Below are 17,251 nucleotides of genomic sequence, written 5' to 3'. Positions count from 1 at the left end.
CCTCGCTGAAGCGCGCGGGGCTACCGTCGGCGCTATTCATGCCCGGATAAAGCGTGAATAACCCGGGCCATCGCTTCGCGAGTCAGCTCCGTTCGGGCGATTTTTGGGTTCGCCAGCGCGGTGCGTACCACGCCGGCAATCACGATGTGTTTCGGTTCCTGACCCAGATCGCGCATTTCGAGCACCACTTTCCCCACCACGCGGCACATTTCCTGGTACAACTCGTCGTCTTTTGCTCGGTTTCCCATCGAATTTCGCTCGTAAATTATCATTATCAATCAATTCATTATTGATACGTTTTGCGCATAAAGCAAACCAGCGCGCCATTTCTGCGCTAGTGGCCAATTTTCGCATTAAAACTGCAGTTAAAACCGCGTGCGGGAGCCAATTTTGCTTAGCGCCTGGCGAAAATTTGTGTTGCAGATAAGCTTGTAATTGGTGTGAGTTTTGTTACGTTTGTTTGACGAAAAATGAAACATTGTTTTCATTTTCCTTTTTTGTTTCATCGTCGTATAATGCACACCGATTCTTTCTTGAATGGTTTCAGCACATTGGACTGCATGACTAAAAGCATAACAAATTGCCTCTTTTCATGGGCTGAACCGCCAGCACACATTCTTCTGCACGCTCTTTTGTTGTCACCTATCCTTAGAGCGTGCCATAGCAACTTTCGCAATACAGGTTTGACTCTACGGCAGCGCGCCGGCGGAGCGAGATTTCCCAATCCTTCACAACTTAAAGACTAATACCTTCATGAAAAAGACCAAAATCGTTTGCACCATCGGTCCGAAAACCGAATCCGAAGAGATGTTAACCAAGATGCTGGACGCGGGCATGAACGTCATGCGTCTTAACTTCTCTCACGGCGACTATGCTGAACACGGTCAGCGCATCCAGAACCTGCGCAATGTGGTAAGCAAAACCGGTAAAACCGCCGCTATCCTGCTGGATACCAAAGGTCCGGAAATTCGCACCATCAAGCTGGAAGGCGGCAACGACGTCTCCCTGAAAGCGGGCCAGACCTTCACCTTCACAACCGACAAATCCGTGGTCGGCAACAGCGAAATCGTGGCCGTCACCTATGAAGGTTTCACCACTGACCTCTCCGTAGGCAACACCGTACTGGTTGACGATGGCCTGATCGGCATGGAAGTCACCGCCATCGAAGGTAAAAACGTTATCTGTAAAGTGCTGAATAACGGCGACCTCGGCGAGAACAAAGGCGTTAACCTGCCGGGCGTCTCTATCGCTCTGCCGGCGCTGGCAGAGAAAGACAAACAGGATCTGATCTTCGGCTGCGAACAGGGCGTTGACTTTGTTGCGGCATCCTTTATCCGTAAACGTTCTGACGTGGTTGAGATCCGCGAACATCTGAAGGCTCACGGCGGCGACAACATCCAGATCATCTCCAAGATCGAAAACCAGGAAGGCCTGAACAACTTCGACGAAATCCTTGAAGCCTCTGACGGCATCATGGTTGCTCGCGGCGACATGGGCGTTGAAATCCCGGTTGAAGAGGTTATCTTCGCCCAGAAAATGATCATCGAAAAATGTATCCGCGCGCGTAAAGTGGTTATCACCGCGACTCAGATGCTGGACTCCATGATCAAGAACCCGCGTCCGACCCGTGCGGAAGCCGGCGACGTCGCTAACGCCATCCTCGACGGCACCGATGCCGTGATGCTGTCCGGCGAATCGGCAAAAGGTAAATACCCGCTGGAAGCGGTGACCATCATGGCGACCATCTGCGAACGTACCGACCGCGTGATGACCAGCCGCCTGGAGTTCAACAACGACAACCGCAAGCTGCGCATCACCGAAGCCGTTTGCCGCGGTGCGGTAGAAACCGCTGAAAAACTGGAAGCGCCGCTGATCGTCGTCGCCACCCAGGGCGGCAAATCCGCTCGCGCAGTGCGTAAATATTTCCCGGATGCCACCATTCTGGCGCTGACTACCAACCAGACCACCGCCCGCCAGCTGGTGCTGACCAAAGGCGTTGTGCCACAGCTGGTTGAGCAGTTGGCCTCTACCGACGACTTCTACAGACTGGGCAAAGAGCTGGCTCTGCAGAGCGGCCTGGCGCGTAAAGGCGACGTCGTGGTCATGGTCTCCGGCGCGCTGGTTCCAAGCGGAACAACCAATACCGCCTCCGTGCACGTGCTGTAATAATTTACAGGCTAATACGTTTTTCTTTAAAGGCGCCTCCGTGAGGCGCCTTTTTTTATTCAATCACTAGCTACTGTTAATAAAAATGCAAATCGGAATTTACTATTTAACAGAAGATTATCTAAGATGAATCCGATGGAAGCGCGCTGTTTTCACACGGATTTTTAAACCACCCCGGCAAATTCGTTGCTTCTTTGAGCGAACGATCAAAAATAAGCGTATTAGCGTAAAAAAATATTCTCATCCCAAAAAAGTTTGTGTAATACTTGTAACGCTACATGGAGATTAACTCAATCTAGAGGGTATTAATAATGAATCGTACTAAACTGGTACTGGGCGCGGTAATCCTGGGTTCTACTCTGCTGGCTGGTTGCTCCAGCAATGCTAAAATCGATCAGCTGTCTTCTGACGTTCAGACTCTGAACGCTAAAGTTGACCAGCTGAGCAACGACGTGAACGCAATCCGTTCCGACGTTCAGGCTGCTAAAGATGACGCAGCACGCGCTAACCAGCGTCTGGACAACCAGGCTACTAAATACCGTAAGTAATAGTGCCTGTGTAATAGAAATGGCGCACATTGTGCGCCATTTTTTTGTCCCTCCCCGCCCGATTTACTGCACTCTTTTGCTCTCATCAACCGGCGCATTCTGCACCGACAAACTCGATACCGCCCCTTCCGCAGCGCTCTGCTCTCCGCCAGAAACCACCACCGGATAGCCCGCTCGTCTGGACAGCGCGCGCTTCAGCAGCTCCTCGTCGACGGACTTGTCGCCGGAAAACTGATGGAATTCCGCCGGGAGCGTATAGGCAAGGGTGCGGGTATTGCCGCTTTCATCCTGCGACAGCGGCCGGTGTACCTCAACGTAGCGCCTGCCGTCCGGCTCAACCGCAAACTTCACCGGCTGATTGATGATGCGTACCGGCGTTCCGCTCTTCACCTGATTAAAGAGCGCCTGAATATCGGCGGCGTTCATGCGCATACAGCCGGAGCTGACCCGCAGCCCCACGCTGTCCGGCGCGTTGGTGCCGTGAATGAGGTATTCGCCGTTACCGTACGCCAGGCGCAGCGCATAGCGCCCCAGAGGGTTGTTTGGCCCCGCCGGGATCACGGGCGGCAGCTTAATCCCTTTCTCCAGCGAACGGGCGCGAATGCCCGCCGTCGGGGTCCAGGTCGGGTTGGGGATCTTCTGTCCGACGCGGGTGGTCATCTCCGGCGTTTCCAGCCCCAGCTGGCCGATGCCGAGAGGATAGACCTGCACTAAATTTTGCCCCGGCGGGAAGTAGTACAGCCGCAGCTCCGCCAGGTTGACGACAATCCCCTCCCGAGGCGCGTCGGGCAGCAGCATCTGCGAAGGGATCAACACCTGGGTGCCCGGCTTAGGCTCCACCGGTGCCAGCGTATCGTTAGCTTCGAGGATCAGCATTGCCGCAGTATCAAAATGCCGGGCAATCGCCTGCAGGTTGCGATCCCCCTCCTGTACCGTCCAGAATTGATTTTGACCAATGATCCTGCTGTTAGCAGGAGGAAGTGGGTAATCTACCGCCCAGGCGCCGTGCTGCGCGCTGAGGGCCGCCAGAAGGGATAAAGTGAGGAGAGACGCGCGTTTCATACTGAGATTCCTTCTTTCGCTAATAAAACGCCAAGATCTGTACATCGGCGGGATACGCGTTCCCGCCGAACGTAACAGAATGAAATCTACCTGTTTATTCTAGCTAAGATTTGCGGCTTTCGCGCGAATTGCGCGGATCATGGCTTCCAGCCCCTGCGACCGCGATGGCGTAAGGTGCTGAGTTAGCGCCATCTTTTCAAACCACGGACGAACGTCAAAGGCGGTGATATCCTTAGCCGTCATCTGGTCATAGAGGATAAACACCACGGCGATGAGCCCTTTGACGATAGCCGCATCGCTATCGCCGCGCAGCACGAGCACGCCCGTTTCGCTCTGCTCCATGACAATCCATACCTGACTCTGGCAGCCCTGGATAATATTTTGCGCCGTATGCTCCTCGGCGCTCAGCGGCGCCAGCCGCTGGCCAAGCTCAATAATATAGAGGTACTTCTCTTCCCAGTTTGCGCAACGGCTGAAGTTGCGCAGCAGTTTCTCTTTATCCGGTAACGCCGCCATGATTGCTTCCTTTAGCCTAATAGCCGGTGAATGCGCTGTAGCCCTGCCACCAGCCGATCCACATCTTCCGTGGTATTGTACATCGCCAGCGACGCCCGACACATCGCCGGAACGCTAAAGAAGTCCATCAGCGGCATGGCGCAGTGATGGCCCGTGCGGATCGCGACACCGTAGTTATCGAGGAAGCTGCCGACGTCGTAAGCGTGATGCGCGCCGAGATTAAAGGCAATCACCCCGAGCCGCTGCGGCGGGCCGTAGACGGTCAGGTCCGGCACTTTTGTCAGCTCCTGCAGCGCGTAGCGCATCAGGGTCTGCTCATATTCGCCGATATGCGCCAGCCCCAGCGCGCTGACGTACTCCAGCGCCGCGCCAAGCCCGATAATGCCGCCGGTATTTGGCGTCCCCGCCTCAAAGCGCCACGGCGCTTTTGCCCAGGTGGTCCCCTGGGTCAGGCTGACGGTGGCGATCATCGAGCCGCCCCCTTCCCACGGCGGCATCGCGTCCAGCAGCTCCGCTTTACCATAGAGGATCCCGATCCCGGTCGGGCCATACAGCTTGTGGCCGGAGAAGACGTAGAAGTCGCAGTCCAGCGCCTGGACGTCCACGACGTGGTGCATCACCGCCTGGGCGCCGTCCACCAGCACCCTGGCGCCGTGCTGATGCGCCAGGGCAATCAGCGCCGCTACCGGGTTTTCAACGCCCAGCACGTTGGAGACCTGGGCGATGGCCAGCAGGCGGGTGCGCGCGTCAAACAGACCCGGTATCGCATCCAGCTGCAGGGTTCCGTCCGGATTGAGCGGAATCACCCTCAGCTCGGCGCCGACCCGGGCGCAGAGCAGCTGCCACGGAACGATATTGGCATGGTGCTCCATCGCGCTGACGATGATGTTATCCCCGGCCCCCACGTTGGCGTTGCCCCAGCTATTGGCCACCAGGTTAATGCCTTCGGTGGTCCCGCGGACAAACACCAGCTCTTCCGCAGAGCGCGCGTTGAGGAAGGTGGCCGCCTGCTGGCGAACCTGCTCCATGCGCGTCGTCGCCTCCGCGCTGAGGGTGTGAATACCGCGATGCACGGCGGCATAGCCGTGGCGATAAAACTCCGCCTCGGCGTGGATCACCGCCTCCGGTTTTTGCGCGCTGGCGGCGCTGTCCAGATAGACCAGCGGCTGGCCGTTGACCTCCCGGCCGAGCAGCGGAAAATCCGCGCGAACTCGTTCAACAGAAAACGTCATGCTGCCTCTCCCGGTAAGCGCTGACCGATGCGCGCGAGGATTTGCTGCCTGAGCGCCGCGTCGTCAATGGCTTCCGTCAGCTCGGCGGCGAAAGCGTACAGGATCATATGCTGTGCCGCCTGCCCGGTGATGCCGCGCGAGCGCAGGTAAAACAGCTGTTCGTCGTCGATGCGCCCGATGGTGGCGCCGTGGCTACATTTGACGTCATCAGCGTAAATCTCCAGCTGCGGCTTGGTATCCACCTCCGACAGCCGGCCCAGCAGCAGATTGTTGTTGGTCATCTGGCCGTCGGTTTTAATCGCGTTCGGCGCAACGTTAATCAGGCCGTTAAAGACCGCCCGGCCTTTATCGTTGACGATGGTTTTATGCAGCTGGCGGCTGTTGCAGTAGCCGACGTCATGGTTCAGCCAGGTGCGGCTGTCGCAGACCTCATTTTTCACCGGCATCGCCAGCGAGTTGATCCGCAGGTTGCTGTTCTCACCCCGCAGCTGCGCGCTGGTATTCTGGCGCAGCACCGCGCCGCCGAGCAGGAAGCTGCTGCTAAAGGCCGACGCATCGCGCCCCAGCGAGAGGTCGTTGTGGGCAAAGTGGAAGCTCTGCGGGTTTTCAAAGGCCAGCTTGATATGCTGCAGATGCGCGTTATCCGCCACCGTAGCGGTCAGGCGTCCGCCGGTAAAATGGCGTTGCTCGTTGAGGCTGACGTAGTGCTCAATAATCGTCGCCTCCGCGCCGCTCTCCAGATCCAGGTGATGCCGGTAGTGGGCGGTATTCATCTCTTCACCCGCCAGCCCGCGCGTCACGTGCATAATCAGCAGCGGCCTCGTGGGGCGCTGGTTGCGCTTCACGCGAATGCGGGTCACCGTCGGCGCCAGGCTTTCGGTCAGGTGCAGAAACAGCTCCGGCTGCAGCGCATCGGGCAGCGCCTGACGCTGGTTATCAATATTCACTTCATAGCCGCTGTCGGCCAGCCCGTCGCTCAATTCTTCACTGTAGCGGCCGTCGATAAACACCAGCCGCCAGGCATCGACGGAGAGCGCTAGCGCGTCCCGCTGCGCTTCGGTTAGCGCCTCGGGCTGCGGAGCGACAAAGGTGCCGCCGAGCAGCGCATCCAGCGGGGTATATTTCCAGTGCTCATGCTTGCGCGTCGGCAGCCCCAGGCGCAGCGCCTGCTGCAGGTGCTGGTGCGCTTCCGGCGTTCGCTGCTCCGCCTGAGCTTCAAACAGGTGATGCCACTGCTGCAGCGCGTTACTGCTGTTCGGTAAGCCAGCCATAGCCCTGCTCCTCCAGTTGTTTGACCAGGGTGAAGTCGCCGGATTTGACGATCCGCCCCTGATACAGCACGTGGACGTAATCAGGCTTGATATAGTCGAGAATACGCTGGTAGTGGGTAACGATAATAAACGCACGCTTGCCGTCGCGCAGCGCGTTGACGCCTTCGGAAACGATCTTCAGGGCGTCGATATCCAGCCCCGAGTCGGATTCATCGAGAATGCACAGCTCCGGCTCCAGTACCGCCATCTGCAGGATGTCGTTGCGCTTTTTCTCGCCGCCGGAGAAGCCGACGTTGACCGAGCGGGTCAGCAGGTCTTCCGGCATCTTCAGCAGCTTGATTTTCTCTTCCATCAGATCCTGAAAATCAAAGCGATCCAGCTGCTCCTGCCCGCGATAGCGGCGCACCGCGTTCAGCGCCGTTTGCAGGAAGAACTGATTGCTGACGCCCGGAATTTCAACCGGATACTGGAAGGCCATAAAGATCCCCTCGCCCGCGCGATCCTCCGGCGCGAGCTCGAGCAGATCCTTGCCTTTAAACTCAACGCTGCCGCCGGTTACCTCATAGTCTTCGCGCCCGGCGAGCGTTGCCGAGAGCGTACTTTTCCCGGAGCCGTTGGGGCCCATAATGGCGTGAACTTCGCCTGGTCGGATATCGAGGTTCAATCCGCGCAGGATCTCTTTATCTTCAACGGATACCTGCAAATCTTTAATACTTAACATGTATATTCCTTAATTCGGCGGTCTGATTCAGGCGGCGTTATCGCGGCGTCCCGTTTCGCTCAGACCGTTAACCGACGCTGTGTTCAAGGCTAATCGCCAGCAGTTTTTGCGCTTCCACGGCAAATTCCAGCGGCAGCTCTGAGAAGACATCCTTACAGAAACCGTTAACGATCATTGAGATCGCATCATCTTCACTGATCCCGCGCTGCAGGCAGTAGAACAGCTGATCTTCGCCAATTCGTGAGGTGGTGGCTTCATGTTCCAGCTGGGCGCTGTTGTTACGGCACTCGACGTACGGGAAGGTGTGCGCCCCGCAGTCCGGCCCGATCAGCATTGAGTCGCACTGGGTGAAGTTTCGCGCGTTGGTCGCCGTCGGCATAATTTTGACCAGCCCGCGGTAGCTGTTCTGGCTTTTCCCGGCGGAGATGCCTTTGGAGATAATCGTCGAGCGGGTGTTTTTACCGATATGAATCATTTTGGTGCCGGTATCCGCCTGCTGATGACCGCTGGTCAGCGCCACCGAGAAGAACTCGCCGATGGAGTTGTCGCCGCGCAGAATGCAGCTCGGGTACTTCCACGTTATCGCCGAGCCGGTCTCCGACTGGGTCCACGACATTTTGCTGTTTTCACCTTCACAGAGCGCCCGCTTGGTGACGAAGTTGAGGATCCCGCCGGTGTTGTTATCGCCGGGGAACCAGTTCTGCACCGTGGAGTATTTTACTTCGGCATCTTTGTGAATGATGACCTCAACCACCGCCGCGTGCAGCTGGTAGCTGTCGCGAACCGGCGCCGAACAGCCTTCGATATAGCTGACGTAGCTGCCCTCGTCGGCGACGAGGATCGTGCGTTCAAACTGGCCGGTTTTTTCCGCATTAATGCGAAAATAGGTCGACAGCTCCATCGGGCAGCGCACGCCTTTCGGCACGTAGATAAAGGTGCCGTCGGAGGCGACCGCGGCGTTCAGCGCGGCGAAGAAGTTGTCATTGCCGGGCACCACGGTGCCGAGATATTTTTTCACCAGCTCCGGATGGTCGTGGATTGCTTCGCCAAAGGAGCAGAAGATGATGCCCTGCTCCGCCAGCTTCTCCCGGTAGGTGGTGGCGACCGAGACCGAGTCAAATATGGCGTCAACCGCCACTTCGCGCCCTTCGCGCACCGGCACGCCCAGCTGATTAAAGGCTTCTTCCACTTCGCTGGTCAGAAAGTCAGCGGGGCCGGTTTGCTGCACCGCCCCCGGCGCGGAGGCGCAGGTGTCGTCGCAGTTGCCGCAGGACGGCGCGGAATAGTAGCTGTAGTCCTGATAGTCCAGCTTATCGTAGTGCGCCTTCAGCCAGTGCGGCTCTTCCATCTCCAGCCACGCCCTGAAGGCGTTCAGCCTGAACTCCAGCATCCACTCCGGCTCGTTGCGGCGGGCGGAGATCGCCCGCACCACCTCTTCGCTGATGCCCTTGGCCAGCTCGTCGGTCTGCAACCGGGTAAAAAAGCCTTCTTTATAATTCAGCGGCCCGCCGGTCCAGGTTTTGACATCGTCAGTTGTTTCAGTATTACGAGACATAATTACTCCGCCTGAACCCCAAAGCTTTCGCCGCAGCCGCACTCGTGCTGCGCTTTCGGGTTATGAAACTTGAAGATTTCATTTAATCCTTCCCGAACGTAATCCAGCTCCGTACCATCAATAAACGGCATGGCCTGCAGCGGCGCCCACAGCTTCGCGCCTTCGAACTCAAACAGCAGATCGTCTTGCGCGGGCTCAGCGATAAGCTCCATGACGTAGGCAAAGCCGGCGCAGCCGCTGGTTTTCACGCCCAGACGCAGCCCCTGCATCGGGGGCTGCTTGCTCACCAGGTCACGGATATGGGCGGCGGCGGCGGGCGTCATAATCAGGCCACGCCAGCTAAAATCGTCGGGGTTAAAGGTTCCTGCTTGTACTTCCATCGGTCTACCTCATTGGTTGGCGCCATCAGGGCATCTCACCATGTTAGTGATAACAATTATCACTTCAACCCACCTGGAGAAGGGGTATTCGCCCCTGCGACCCTTTTACGGCTCTTTTTATAAGCATAGACCCTGCTTTACTGCTTATCAGCTCTCATTTTTTCGATTTAATAGACTGAAAAATAATAAGTTATTTGCTGTGGGTTGGCAGAAGATGCGGCAATGGAAAAGATGTATCGAAAATACCGATTTTTGAGATAGGAGATGAAAAAATCCGCCTTTCAGCGACTTATCCGATATTCAACGAGTTACACTATTACACAGACGGACAATCAAGTCCGTGAAAGGACATTTTAATGTCCCCAAAAGTGTCCCCATCAACTCCGCTGCCCCCGTTATGCCCCGAAAAATAGCCTGACTAACGCCAGCTTTTCCTTCTGACGGATATGTGATTCCGTCATTAACCCCCGCGGTTCTTTCCGGCTCTATTCCAACATCGATGCTTTCAGTCTGACCGCAGGAGGTGACTACGTGTGGACGTTTTGCCCAATCACAAACGCGTGAAGAATACCTGGCTTATCTGGCCGAAGAGGCCGAGCGGAATATTGCGTTTAACCCTGAACCGATCGGCCGTTACAACGTTGCGCCGGTGCCAAAGTTCTGTTGCTGAGCGAACGTAACCAACAACTGCACCTCGATCCGGTTCACTGTGAGGATACGCGCCCGGGTTGTGGGATAAACCTGCGCTCATCAATGCTCGTGTAGAAACCGCGGCAACCAGCCGGATGTTTAGGCCCCTCTGGCAGCATGGCCGGGCGATCTGTTTTACGGATGGCTGGTTTGAGTGGAGGCGTTAAGGTGACAAGAAACAGCCTTACTTCATTCACCGGAAAAACGGAAAGCCCATTTTATGGCGGCGATCGGCAGCGTGCCTTTTGAACGCGGCGATGAAGCCGAGGGATTTTTGATTGTGACCGCTGCTGCCGATCAGGGGCTGGTCGCTATTCACGACCGTCGGCCGCTCGTTCTGGTTCCTGAAGCTGCGGGCTACTGGGTGAGGCAGGATATCGGTGGGAAAGAGGCGGAGGAGATAATTGCAGATGGTGCGGTACCAGCAGACCATTCATTTCACATGGCACCCTGTTTCCCGCGCGGTGGATAACGTTAAGAATCAGGGGCCGGAATTGATTGAGGCTATTATAGCTTTGATAACGCCCGCAATGTGCCAGAAGCGGGCGTTATAGTATATTCTGCTTTCGGCCCGCATCGGGCTGAGGTAACGTGGCGAAAATATTTTTCCGGACTCAACTAAGATGCCTTCCATCGAAACGTTTATGACTTTCCTTCTCGCGCTGACGCTTCTGGAGATTTCTCCGGGGCCAGACATGATGCTGACTATCGCCAGAGGAGTTGGTCAGGGAAGACGTATTGCACTGCTTACGGTACTGGGCAACGTATTTGTAGCAGGTTTTGTGCAAGTTTCTTTTCTTGTCCTGGGGCTGCTAACCATTGTTCATGCATGGCCGGTTGCGCTAGATCTGCTAAGGTGGGCTGGTGCGGCTTATCTGATATGGCTGGGTGATCTTGACCCGCCATCTCCGGACAGCTTTTGTATCTTAAGTTAACGATGCCCGCTGCCGCCGGTACTCTCTCGGAGAGTGATATCCCAGCGCACTGTGCGGGTGATTTTCATTCTAGTGATTGAACGCCGCTGCAAGGTTCTGTAGCGCTGTTCCCACATCTGGTTTTGGCATGAACGCGATGTAATCTTCCTTCATCGTTTTCACGAACCGTTCGGCCATGCCGTTACTTTGTGCGCTGCTCACCGCTGTTGTACACGGCTCCAGATTCAGTTCTCGCGCGAACTTCTTCGTTTCATGCGCGGTGTACGCTGAACCGTTATCTGTCAGCCACTGCACTGGTTTACCCGGCAGCGTGCTACCGAAGCGCCTTTCCACTGACCTCAGCATCACATCCTGTACCGTTGAACTGTCGTAGCCTCCCGTGCTCGCTGCCCAGTCTATGGCCTCCCGGTCGCAACAGTCCAGTGCGAACGTCACCCGAAGCTTCTCGCCGTTGTCACAACCGAACTCGAAGCCGTCTGAACACCAGCGCATATCGCTTTCCGCTACCGCGATTTTGCCTTTATGCTCCCGCTTCGGACGCTCTGGTTTATCACGCAACAACAGCAGATTATGTTCGCTCATTATCCTGTAAAGCCGTTTGGCGTTCACCGGTGGAAGTCCCTCTACACGGCGTTGCTTACGCAGGATACCCCACACCCGCCGGTAACCGTAGCTGGGCATGTCGCTGATGATGCCGAGGATCTCCGACAGTATCTCTGCATCAGCTTCGTCATTACGCCGGTTGCTGCGCCTGTCCTGCCAGTCGGCAGAGCGGCTCACCCGCAGTGATAACTGCGCACGCGACACGCTCATGGTGCGACTAACCAGAGCTATTCCCCGTCCTTTGGCAACAAGGGCGCGTGCGCTATCCATTTTCGCGACTGGCCGTACTCCACCGCTTCTTTGAGGATCTCAACTTCCATCGTCTTCTTACCCAGGAGACGCTGTAGTTCCCGGACCTGTTTGAGTGCAGTCGCCAGCTCCGAAGCCGGAACCACTTCCTCTCCGGCCGCAACGGCGGTGAGGCTACCTTCCTGATATTGCTTCTTCCATTTAAACAGCAGACTGGGCTGAATACCGTGCAGACGAGCAACGTGGGAGACATTCATACCCGGCTCCATTGTTTGCTGGATGATGGCAATTTTCTCTTGCGGAGTCTTACGCTTACGGGCTTCTTGCCCTAACAGGATCCCGGTCATCTCAAAATTAACATGGTTGTTAGACATATATTTAAGCCTATCTCTTATCTGGAGATACAGCTACTGTCCGGTGTTTCAGGGGGCTACATCATCTGATATGGCTGGGCATAAAAATGATTGCGACTTCAGGCACAGATACCCGTCTGCGGAAAACTGCAAAAATTTCTGACTGGAATGCCGTTAAGGAAGGCGCCCTGAACAGCCTGACTAATCCAAAATCCCTGCTGTTCATGTTTGCTTTTCTTCCTCAGTTTGTCGATCCCGCCGCGGGTCCTGTCTGGCTGCAATTGCTTGTTCTGGGCAGTATCCAAAAGCTATACCCGTGATCATTGAAACTGCTTGATTTCGTCGGTGCTGAGGATCATGCTCAGGCCATGAACGTAAAACTGACCTCCGCACAGATTGCCGCCCTTGAGGCTCAGCACCGGCAGAGTCGTGACCGCCGTGTCTGCGACCGGATACGCTGCGTGCTGCTTTCTGCTCAGGGCTGGTCTCCTGCCATGATTGCGCAGTCTCAGCTCATTCATGAGACCACGGTTCTGCGTCATCTATCGGATTATCTCAGCGACGGTAAGCTCACCTCTGATAACGGCGGTTCGCAGGAGCATCTGACTCCCGGGGAGTCTGCCGAACTTCGTCAGCTTCTGACTGACACTGTTCACATCACGACGGCCAGTATCGTGTCGCTTGTCCGTGACCGCTTCGGTGTGCGCTACAGCATTCCGGGTATGAATAAGTGGCTTCACCGCAACGGGTTCACCTGGAAAAAACCGTCAGGTATTCCCCATAAGTTCTGCCCGGCACAACAGCAGCAGTTCATGACGCATTATGAAGCGCTGAAGCAGGCTGCCGGTGACAGCGAACCCATTCTGTTTATGGATGCGGTACATCCGACGCAGTCAACGAAGCTGAGCTGTGGCTGGATAAGAAAGGGGGAACTGAAAGCGGTGAAAACCACCGGGAGCCGGACCCGCCTGAACATCATCAGCGCCCTCAGCGTGAACGACCTGGCCCGGACGGTGACCCGTGATTATCCGCAGATTAATGCGGATGCTATCTGCCGTTTTTTTATTGCAGTTCGCCAGACTTATCCGGTGTCGCAGAAAGTGCATCTGATACTGGACGGTGCGCCTTATCACCGGGCATCGCTGGTTAAGGACTGGGCCTTCGTGATGAATATTGAACTGCATTATCTGCCGCCGTACAGCCCGAACCTGAACCCGACAGAACGGTTGTGGAAGGTGATGAATGAGCATGTGCGGAATAACCGGTATTTTGCGTCAGCGAAAGCCTTCAGGGACGCGATAAGAGGATTTTTTGAACGAACCCTGCCGGAACTGGGGCAGAAACTGGGCTGTCGTATCAACGACAATTTTCAGGTGCTCAGTTCCGTGTCAGAGACATAACGACGTATAGCGTAAGGTGTTCACCTGTGAACAAAATAACTCTCATTGATCATGTTGCAATAACTGTTGCCGACCTTGAAGTATCTTACTGTTTTTACGATAAATTGTTTGGTGCAAAAATTCATGCAGAGTACGCCCCCTTTGGGAAACTGCTTGTAAGGCAGGTATCGCTGGGTGATATTGTCCTGAGTTTACATCAGGTTGAGAATGGCGTGGAACTTGTAGCTAAAAGGCCAATGCCAGGGAGTGCTGATTTATGCTTCCGGTGGGGAGGGACAATTCTCAGCGTGTTAGAGCTACTTGAGAAAAACGATATCGAAATAATCCATGGCCCGGTGCCCCGTGAAACGAGTTCAGGTCAGCCATCACAATCTGTTTTCTTTCGGGATCCTGATGGAAATCTGCTGGAGTTAATGGCTGCTGATAATAAAGACCAAGGTTAAAATACTCAATAAAGTCAAAAATAAATATTTTCATCTGCAGGACTTAATGTGGCTCCCTGAAACAATCTGCACTTTGAAGTTTATTGAGTATAGTAGGAATTGTTTCCCTGGGTTCAGTCGCGATGGCATCAGGAACATTTGGAAACTGGCTAGGTAAACACCCGGGCTTTATCAAATGGCAGGAACGATTTACAGGTGTTGTCATGATTGGCCTGGGTATCCGCATGTTGTTTAGCGGGTCTGGTGTAGTATCGAAATCTGCGCGTTAAGTTTTACCGAAACGGTAAACTTCGTGTCCGCTCCTCGCCCTAAGCGGACTCTTTCAGTAGGATGATAGTTAGAACTTATTCGTAAGGTTAAGGAACTAACTGTCATCTGACCTGGAGTAAATCTCTGTATCTGGTTGTGTACCACGGGGATAACATATCCCGATTCATCTGCCAGGCCACCTGGATACCCTGGCCGGCAAAATACAATGCCCCTCACCCTTTTTGGGCATTAAGATGATCCAAAACCTCCATCAGTTTCTCGCTGTTTTTGCGCGGTGAATTGTTGTCAAACAGGTTTAGCCGGGCCACGCCCTGGCTGTAAAAATCACCCAGCATCACCCCTGCTTTCTGGTACCTGTGTCCATCTTCTCAGATAGCGTCGAGGCACCTCGTAGCCTCGGCGATAATGTCCCGGCTATCCTGGGTAGGAATCCGTAACTTAACCGATGCGCTGTTGCCGTAATACGGCTCGTTAAGCGCAAAAGGGCTGGTTTTAGCCGTTCCTTCGGCATTACGACTTGGCCGTTTTTTGCCCGAACGATGCCACAGATGCAACTAATGGGTCAGAGGAGGTCCATTCAACGACGTCCGTAGCGTTTGCAGGAGTCGATGCGCCGGTTGCGGCATGATCGGACAGGAACCGTTGATGAAGCTCGCCCCAGTCCGGTTTTGCCATGGATTATTCCTATTTAACGTGAGTGAGAAAAAGGAATTACTAATTCTCCATAAAATATTCACTTTTATGTTTTTGAATTAAGGCTCTTTAGTTCAGGAGTTATTATGAAAAGAATTATGCTTGCTGTTTTTGTGATCTGTGGTGCGCTGTCTCTTTCAGGATGTATTTTGCCTCCGGGAGGTCCAGGCGGTGGTCATGGTGGTGGTCCTGGCGGCGGATTCTCACATGGCCCGGGTTTGCGTTAATAAAAACAGGCCCTTTACAGGGCCTGTTGGTATTAGGAGGTATCAGTCGATACCTCCTTTCCTGAACGAGAAACAACGCTAACGCTTCGGTCGCTTCCTGAATCGCTTTGCGTGTCCTGGATACGATTTCACTTTCTGTGAAAACACGATCGAAAGAGTCCGCAAATAACTCAGATTTCAGATAGCTGTCGCTGACCCAATCTATGGCTAACTTAGCTGCGGCGGTGTCGTAATTTACTTTTTGATGATATCCCGGCGGATTTGCTCAGATACGGTTATCTCTGACATGTCTTACCTCTGCGTGATGTGTGGAGCATTATCGAAGCCACTTTGTGAATGGCTCCTGTAATGCCTACTGCCGTGGGGTGTGTTCGTAACGGGAAATGTTCTTGCCGTGTGCGTTCATCACGTACGCGATTTCCCCTTCATTTAGGAATACATTCTAGTTCATTCCCGTTACCGCGATGCTCTGCTGGTTAGGGTTGAAACCAACGCTTAGTCCAGAATGGATATCTTCCCCGCCCCGGCGACATCACTTTTACTGTTAACATGCTACTGGTAATAAAAAGCCCCGCTAATGCGAGGCATTTTTAGTTCAAGGACGTACAAAATCTTCCATTCAAGCGATTTTGGTCATTCATCTATTGCTGTTTTTGCTCTTTCACTTAATTTTTGCAGTTTAAAATGAATAGTTTTTGTCAAACCCTGGCTCGGTTTATTGGTTTCATACCGCCACTTTGACATTGCTGCGATGACTGCTGAGTCGAAGAGATGTTGAGGTTCTGATTTCAGTATCCACAACTTTGATATCTTTCCATCAACGCCTACGTCATATCTGACCCTCACATCCCCTTCAATCCTGTTAGCCGTTGCGTAATATGGATATGTCGGGAATGGCGAATACAGGAGTTTTGGCTGTGGGGTTTTATCGGTGCTGGCACACCCAAGAAGCATTACGCACAAGCAAATCGTACAGATAAATCCTTTTTTCATAGCAACACCAGAATTGTGAATGATAATCAATATTATCAAAGCTAAATGTTCGTCAATAGTTGAGAATACCTATTAATGGCAGACATCAAGGCCATTTTCTGAAGAGCTTCTGTAATACCGCCCCTTCGACCGTTGCGCCTTCCGGCAGCTCGATAGCAGCGAACACAGGCATGCCGGGCGAACGGTCATCTTCAACAGCAGACAGAGTAGATTCTCCAAACCACCCGCTCTTGGCGCATTTATCAGCAGCCTGATAATGGATGAAATACTGATTTTCACCGTTAGCATCCAGAGAGCGAGCCTTCACCTGCCCCCCACTCTTCACTGATACGGATGTTCACAAGCTGATCCAGAGGGAATTTAAACTCTTGGGCAGGAGTGGCAAATTCGATATGTTTTTTCATGGTGTTTTCCTGCTGTTATACTCAATAAACTTCAAAGTGCAGATTGTTTCAGGGAGCCACATTAAGTCCTGCAGATGAAAATATTTATTTTTGACTTTATTGAGTATTTTAACCTTGGTCTTTATTATCAGCAGCCATTAACTCCAGCAGATTTCCATCAGGATCCCGAAAGAAAACAGATTGTGATGGCTGACCTGAACTCGTTTCACGGGGCACCGGGCCATGCATTATTTCGATATCGTTTTTCTCAAGTAGCTCTAACACGCTGAGAATTGTCCCTCCCCACCGGAAGCATAAATCAGCACTCCCTGGCATTGGCCTTTTAGCTACAAGTTCCACGCCATTCTCAACCTGATGTAAACTCAGGACAATATCACCCAGCGATACCTGCCTTACAAGCAGTTTCCCAAAGGGGGCGTACTCTGCATGAATTTTTGCACCAAACAATTTATCGTAAAAACAGTAAGATACTTCAAGGTCGGCAACAGTTATTGCAACATGATCAATGAGAGTTATTTTGTTCACAGGTGAACACCTTAC

At 53.9% G+C, this 17,251-nt stretch carries 17 protein-coding genes and 9 pseudogenes; 9 read left to right on the top strand and 17 right to left on the bottom strand.

All coding sequences use genetic code 11. The features are described 5' to 3' along the window. Positions 1-32: 32 nt before the first annotated feature. Entirely contained in the window at positions 33-248 is a 216-nt protein-coding gene (gene fumD / locus AC1M2H_RS12460; RefSeq protein WP_480151559.1) for a fumarate hydratase FumD, read from the bottom strand. Continuing rightward, positions 241-321: pseudogene (locus AC1M2H_RS12455) on the bottom strand (hypothetical protein); the annotation flags it as partial. The gene fumD and the pseudogene AC1M2H_RS12455, both read right to left, overlap by 8 nt. Positions 322-470: 149 nt before the next feature. Here AC1M2H_RS12455 and ynhH point away from each other — a divergent pair. From ynhH to lpp, 3 genes are all read left to right on the top strand, one after another. Further along, positions 471-746, top strand: coding sequence for a protein YnhH (gene ynhH, locus AC1M2H_RS12450; RefSeq protein ID WP_480151558.1), 276 nt, complete (start codon positions 471-473; stop codon positions 744-746). 7 nt (positions 747-753) lie between these two features. Then, the gene (gene pykF / locus AC1M2H_RS12445) at positions 754-2,166 is read left to right on the top strand and encodes a pyruvate kinase PykF (protein ID WP_464415362.1); all 1,413 of its coding nucleotides are present in this window, start codon (positions 754-756) and stop codon (positions 2,164-2,166) included. Positions 2,167-2,477: 311 nt separating this feature from the next. Further along, a complete protein-coding gene (gene lpp / locus AC1M2H_RS12440) occupies positions 2,478-2,714 on the top strand; it encodes a murein lipoprotein Lpp (RefSeq protein WP_010430241.1) in 237 nt (78 codons plus the stop codon). A 63-nt stretch (positions 2,715-2,777) separates the two neighbouring features. Here the strand turns inward: lpp and ldtE are convergent, their stop codons facing one another. The 7 genes from ldtE to sufA form a co-directional block, all read right to left on the bottom strand. After that, a complete protein-coding gene (gene ldtE, locus AC1M2H_RS12435; protein ID WP_480151557.1) occupies positions 2,778-3,776 on the bottom strand; it encodes a L,D-transpeptidase LdtE in 999 nt (332 codons plus the stop codon). 99 nt (positions 3,777-3,875) lie between these two features. Beyond that, positions 3,876-4,292: a cysteine desulfuration protein SufE gene (gene sufE, locus AC1M2H_RS12430; protein ID WP_480151556.1), complete on the bottom strand. Its 417-nt coding sequence runs from the start codon at positions 4,290-4,292 to the stop codon at positions 3,876-3,878. An 11-nt stretch (positions 4,293-4,303) separates the two neighbouring features. After that, positions 4,304-5,524, bottom strand: coding sequence for a cysteine desulfurase SufS (gene sufS, locus AC1M2H_RS12425; RefSeq protein ID WP_480151555.1), 1,221 nt, complete (start codon positions 5,522-5,524; stop codon positions 4,304-4,306). Beyond that, positions 5,521-6,795, bottom strand: coding sequence for a Fe-S cluster assembly protein SufD (sufD, locus tag AC1M2H_RS12420; RefSeq protein ID WP_480151554.1), 1,275 nt, complete (start codon positions 6,793-6,795; stop codon positions 5,521-5,523). Before sufD ends, sufS begins: the two co-directional genes overlap by 4 nt. Continuing rightward, positions 6,770-7,516: a Fe-S cluster assembly ATPase SufC gene (gene sufC / locus AC1M2H_RS12415; RefSeq protein ID WP_426814489.1), complete on the bottom strand. Its 747-nt coding sequence runs from the start codon at positions 7,514-7,516 to the stop codon at positions 6,770-6,772. Before sufC ends, sufD begins: the two co-directional genes overlap by 26 nt. 67 nt (positions 7,517-7,583) lie before the next feature. Then, complete coding sequence (sufB, locus tag AC1M2H_RS12410; RefSeq protein WP_480151553.1) at positions 7,584-9,071, bottom strand: Fe-S cluster assembly protein SufB; 1,488 nt, start codon at positions 9,069-9,071, stop codon at positions 7,584-7,586. 2 nt (positions 9,072-9,073) lie between these two features. After that, positions 9,074-9,451, bottom strand: a complete 378-nt coding sequence (gene sufA, locus AC1M2H_RS12405; protein WP_426814487.1) for a Fe-S cluster assembly scaffold SufA — start codon at positions 9,449-9,451, stop codon at positions 9,074-9,076. A gap of 523 nt (positions 9,452-9,974) precedes the next feature. Here sufA and AC1M2H_RS12400 point away from each other — a divergent pair. Then, positions 9,975-10,695: pseudogene (locus AC1M2H_RS12400) on the top strand (SOS response-associated peptidase). 69 nt (positions 10,696-10,764) lie between these two features. Beyond that, positions 10,765-11,031 (top strand): annotated as a pseudogene (locus AC1M2H_RS12395) (LysE family translocator); the annotation flags it as partial. Between the two features lie 36 nt (positions 11,032-11,067). Here AC1M2H_RS12395 and AC1M2H_RS12390 read toward each other — a convergent pair. After that, positions 11,068-12,275, bottom strand: a pseudogene (locus AC1M2H_RS12390) (IS3 family transposase). Positions 12,276-12,355: 80 nt separating this feature from the next. Here AC1M2H_RS12390 and AC1M2H_RS12385 point away from each other — a divergent pair. From AC1M2H_RS12385 to AC1M2H_RS12370, 4 genes and pseudogenes are all read left to right on the top strand, one after another. Continuing rightward, positions 12,356-12,592: pseudogene (locus AC1M2H_RS12385) on the top strand (LysE family translocator); the annotation flags it as partial. A gap of 57 nt (positions 12,593-12,649) precedes the next feature. Next, positions 12,650-13,681 carry an IS630 family transposase gene (locus AC1M2H_RS12380; RefSeq protein WP_480151833.1) on the top strand — a complete coding sequence of 344 codons (1,032 nt, stop codon included), beginning with the start codon at positions 12,650-12,652 and terminating at the stop codon, positions 13,679-13,681. Positions 13,682-13,707: 26 nt separating this feature from the next. Continuing rightward, positions 13,708-14,124, top strand: coding sequence for a VOC family protein (locus tag AC1M2H_RS12375; protein WP_480147914.1), 417 nt, complete (start codon positions 13,708-13,710; stop codon positions 14,122-14,124). Positions 14,125-14,216: 92 nt separating this feature from the next. Further along, positions 14,217-14,393: pseudogene (locus tag AC1M2H_RS12370) on the top strand (LysE family translocator); the annotation flags it as partial. Positions 14,394-14,495: 102 nt separating this feature from the next. Here AC1M2H_RS12370 and AC1M2H_RS12365 read toward each other — a convergent pair. From AC1M2H_RS12365 to AC1M2H_RS12335, 7 genes and pseudogenes are all read right to left on the bottom strand, one after another. Next, positions 14,496-14,891: pseudogene (locus AC1M2H_RS12365) on the bottom strand (DUF4113 domain-containing protein); the annotation flags it as partial. A 493-nt stretch (positions 14,892-15,384) separates the two neighbouring features. Then, positions 15,385-15,602: pseudogene (locus AC1M2H_RS12360) on the bottom strand (DUF2560 family protein); the annotation flags it as partial. Positions 15,603-15,666: 64 nt separating this feature from the next. Next, positions 15,667-15,865, bottom strand: a pseudogene (locus AC1M2H_RS12355) (hypothetical protein). A gap of 82 nt (positions 15,866-15,947) precedes the next feature. Continuing rightward, positions 15,948-16,307: a TonB family protein gene (locus AC1M2H_RS12350; protein ID WP_480151552.1), complete on the bottom strand. Its 360-nt coding sequence runs from the start codon at positions 16,305-16,307 to the stop codon at positions 15,948-15,950. Positions 16,308-16,392: 85 nt separating this feature from the next. After that, the gene (locus AC1M2H_RS12345; protein WP_480151551.1) at positions 16,393-16,614 is read right to left on the bottom strand and encodes a hypothetical protein; all 222 of its coding nucleotides are present in this window, start codon (positions 16,612-16,614) and stop codon (positions 16,393-16,395) included. Then, the gene (locus AC1M2H_RS12340; protein ID WP_480151550.1) at positions 16,589-16,711 is read right to left on the bottom strand and encodes a hypothetical protein; all 123 of its coding nucleotides are present in this window, start codon (positions 16,709-16,711) and stop codon (positions 16,589-16,591) included. The genes AC1M2H_RS12345 and AC1M2H_RS12340 overlap by 26 nt, the downstream gene beginning before the upstream one ends. Before the next feature lie 108 nt (positions 16,712-16,819). Continuing rightward, entirely contained in the window at positions 16,820-17,236 is a 417-nt protein-coding gene (locus AC1M2H_RS12335) for a VOC family protein (protein WP_480151155.1), read from the bottom strand. Between the last annotated feature and the right edge of the window lie 15 nt (positions 17,237-17,251).

This window comes from Klebsiella sp. F11, assembly GCF_056712265.1.
This window is presented reverse-complemented; position numbering and strand designations above follow the sequence as displayed.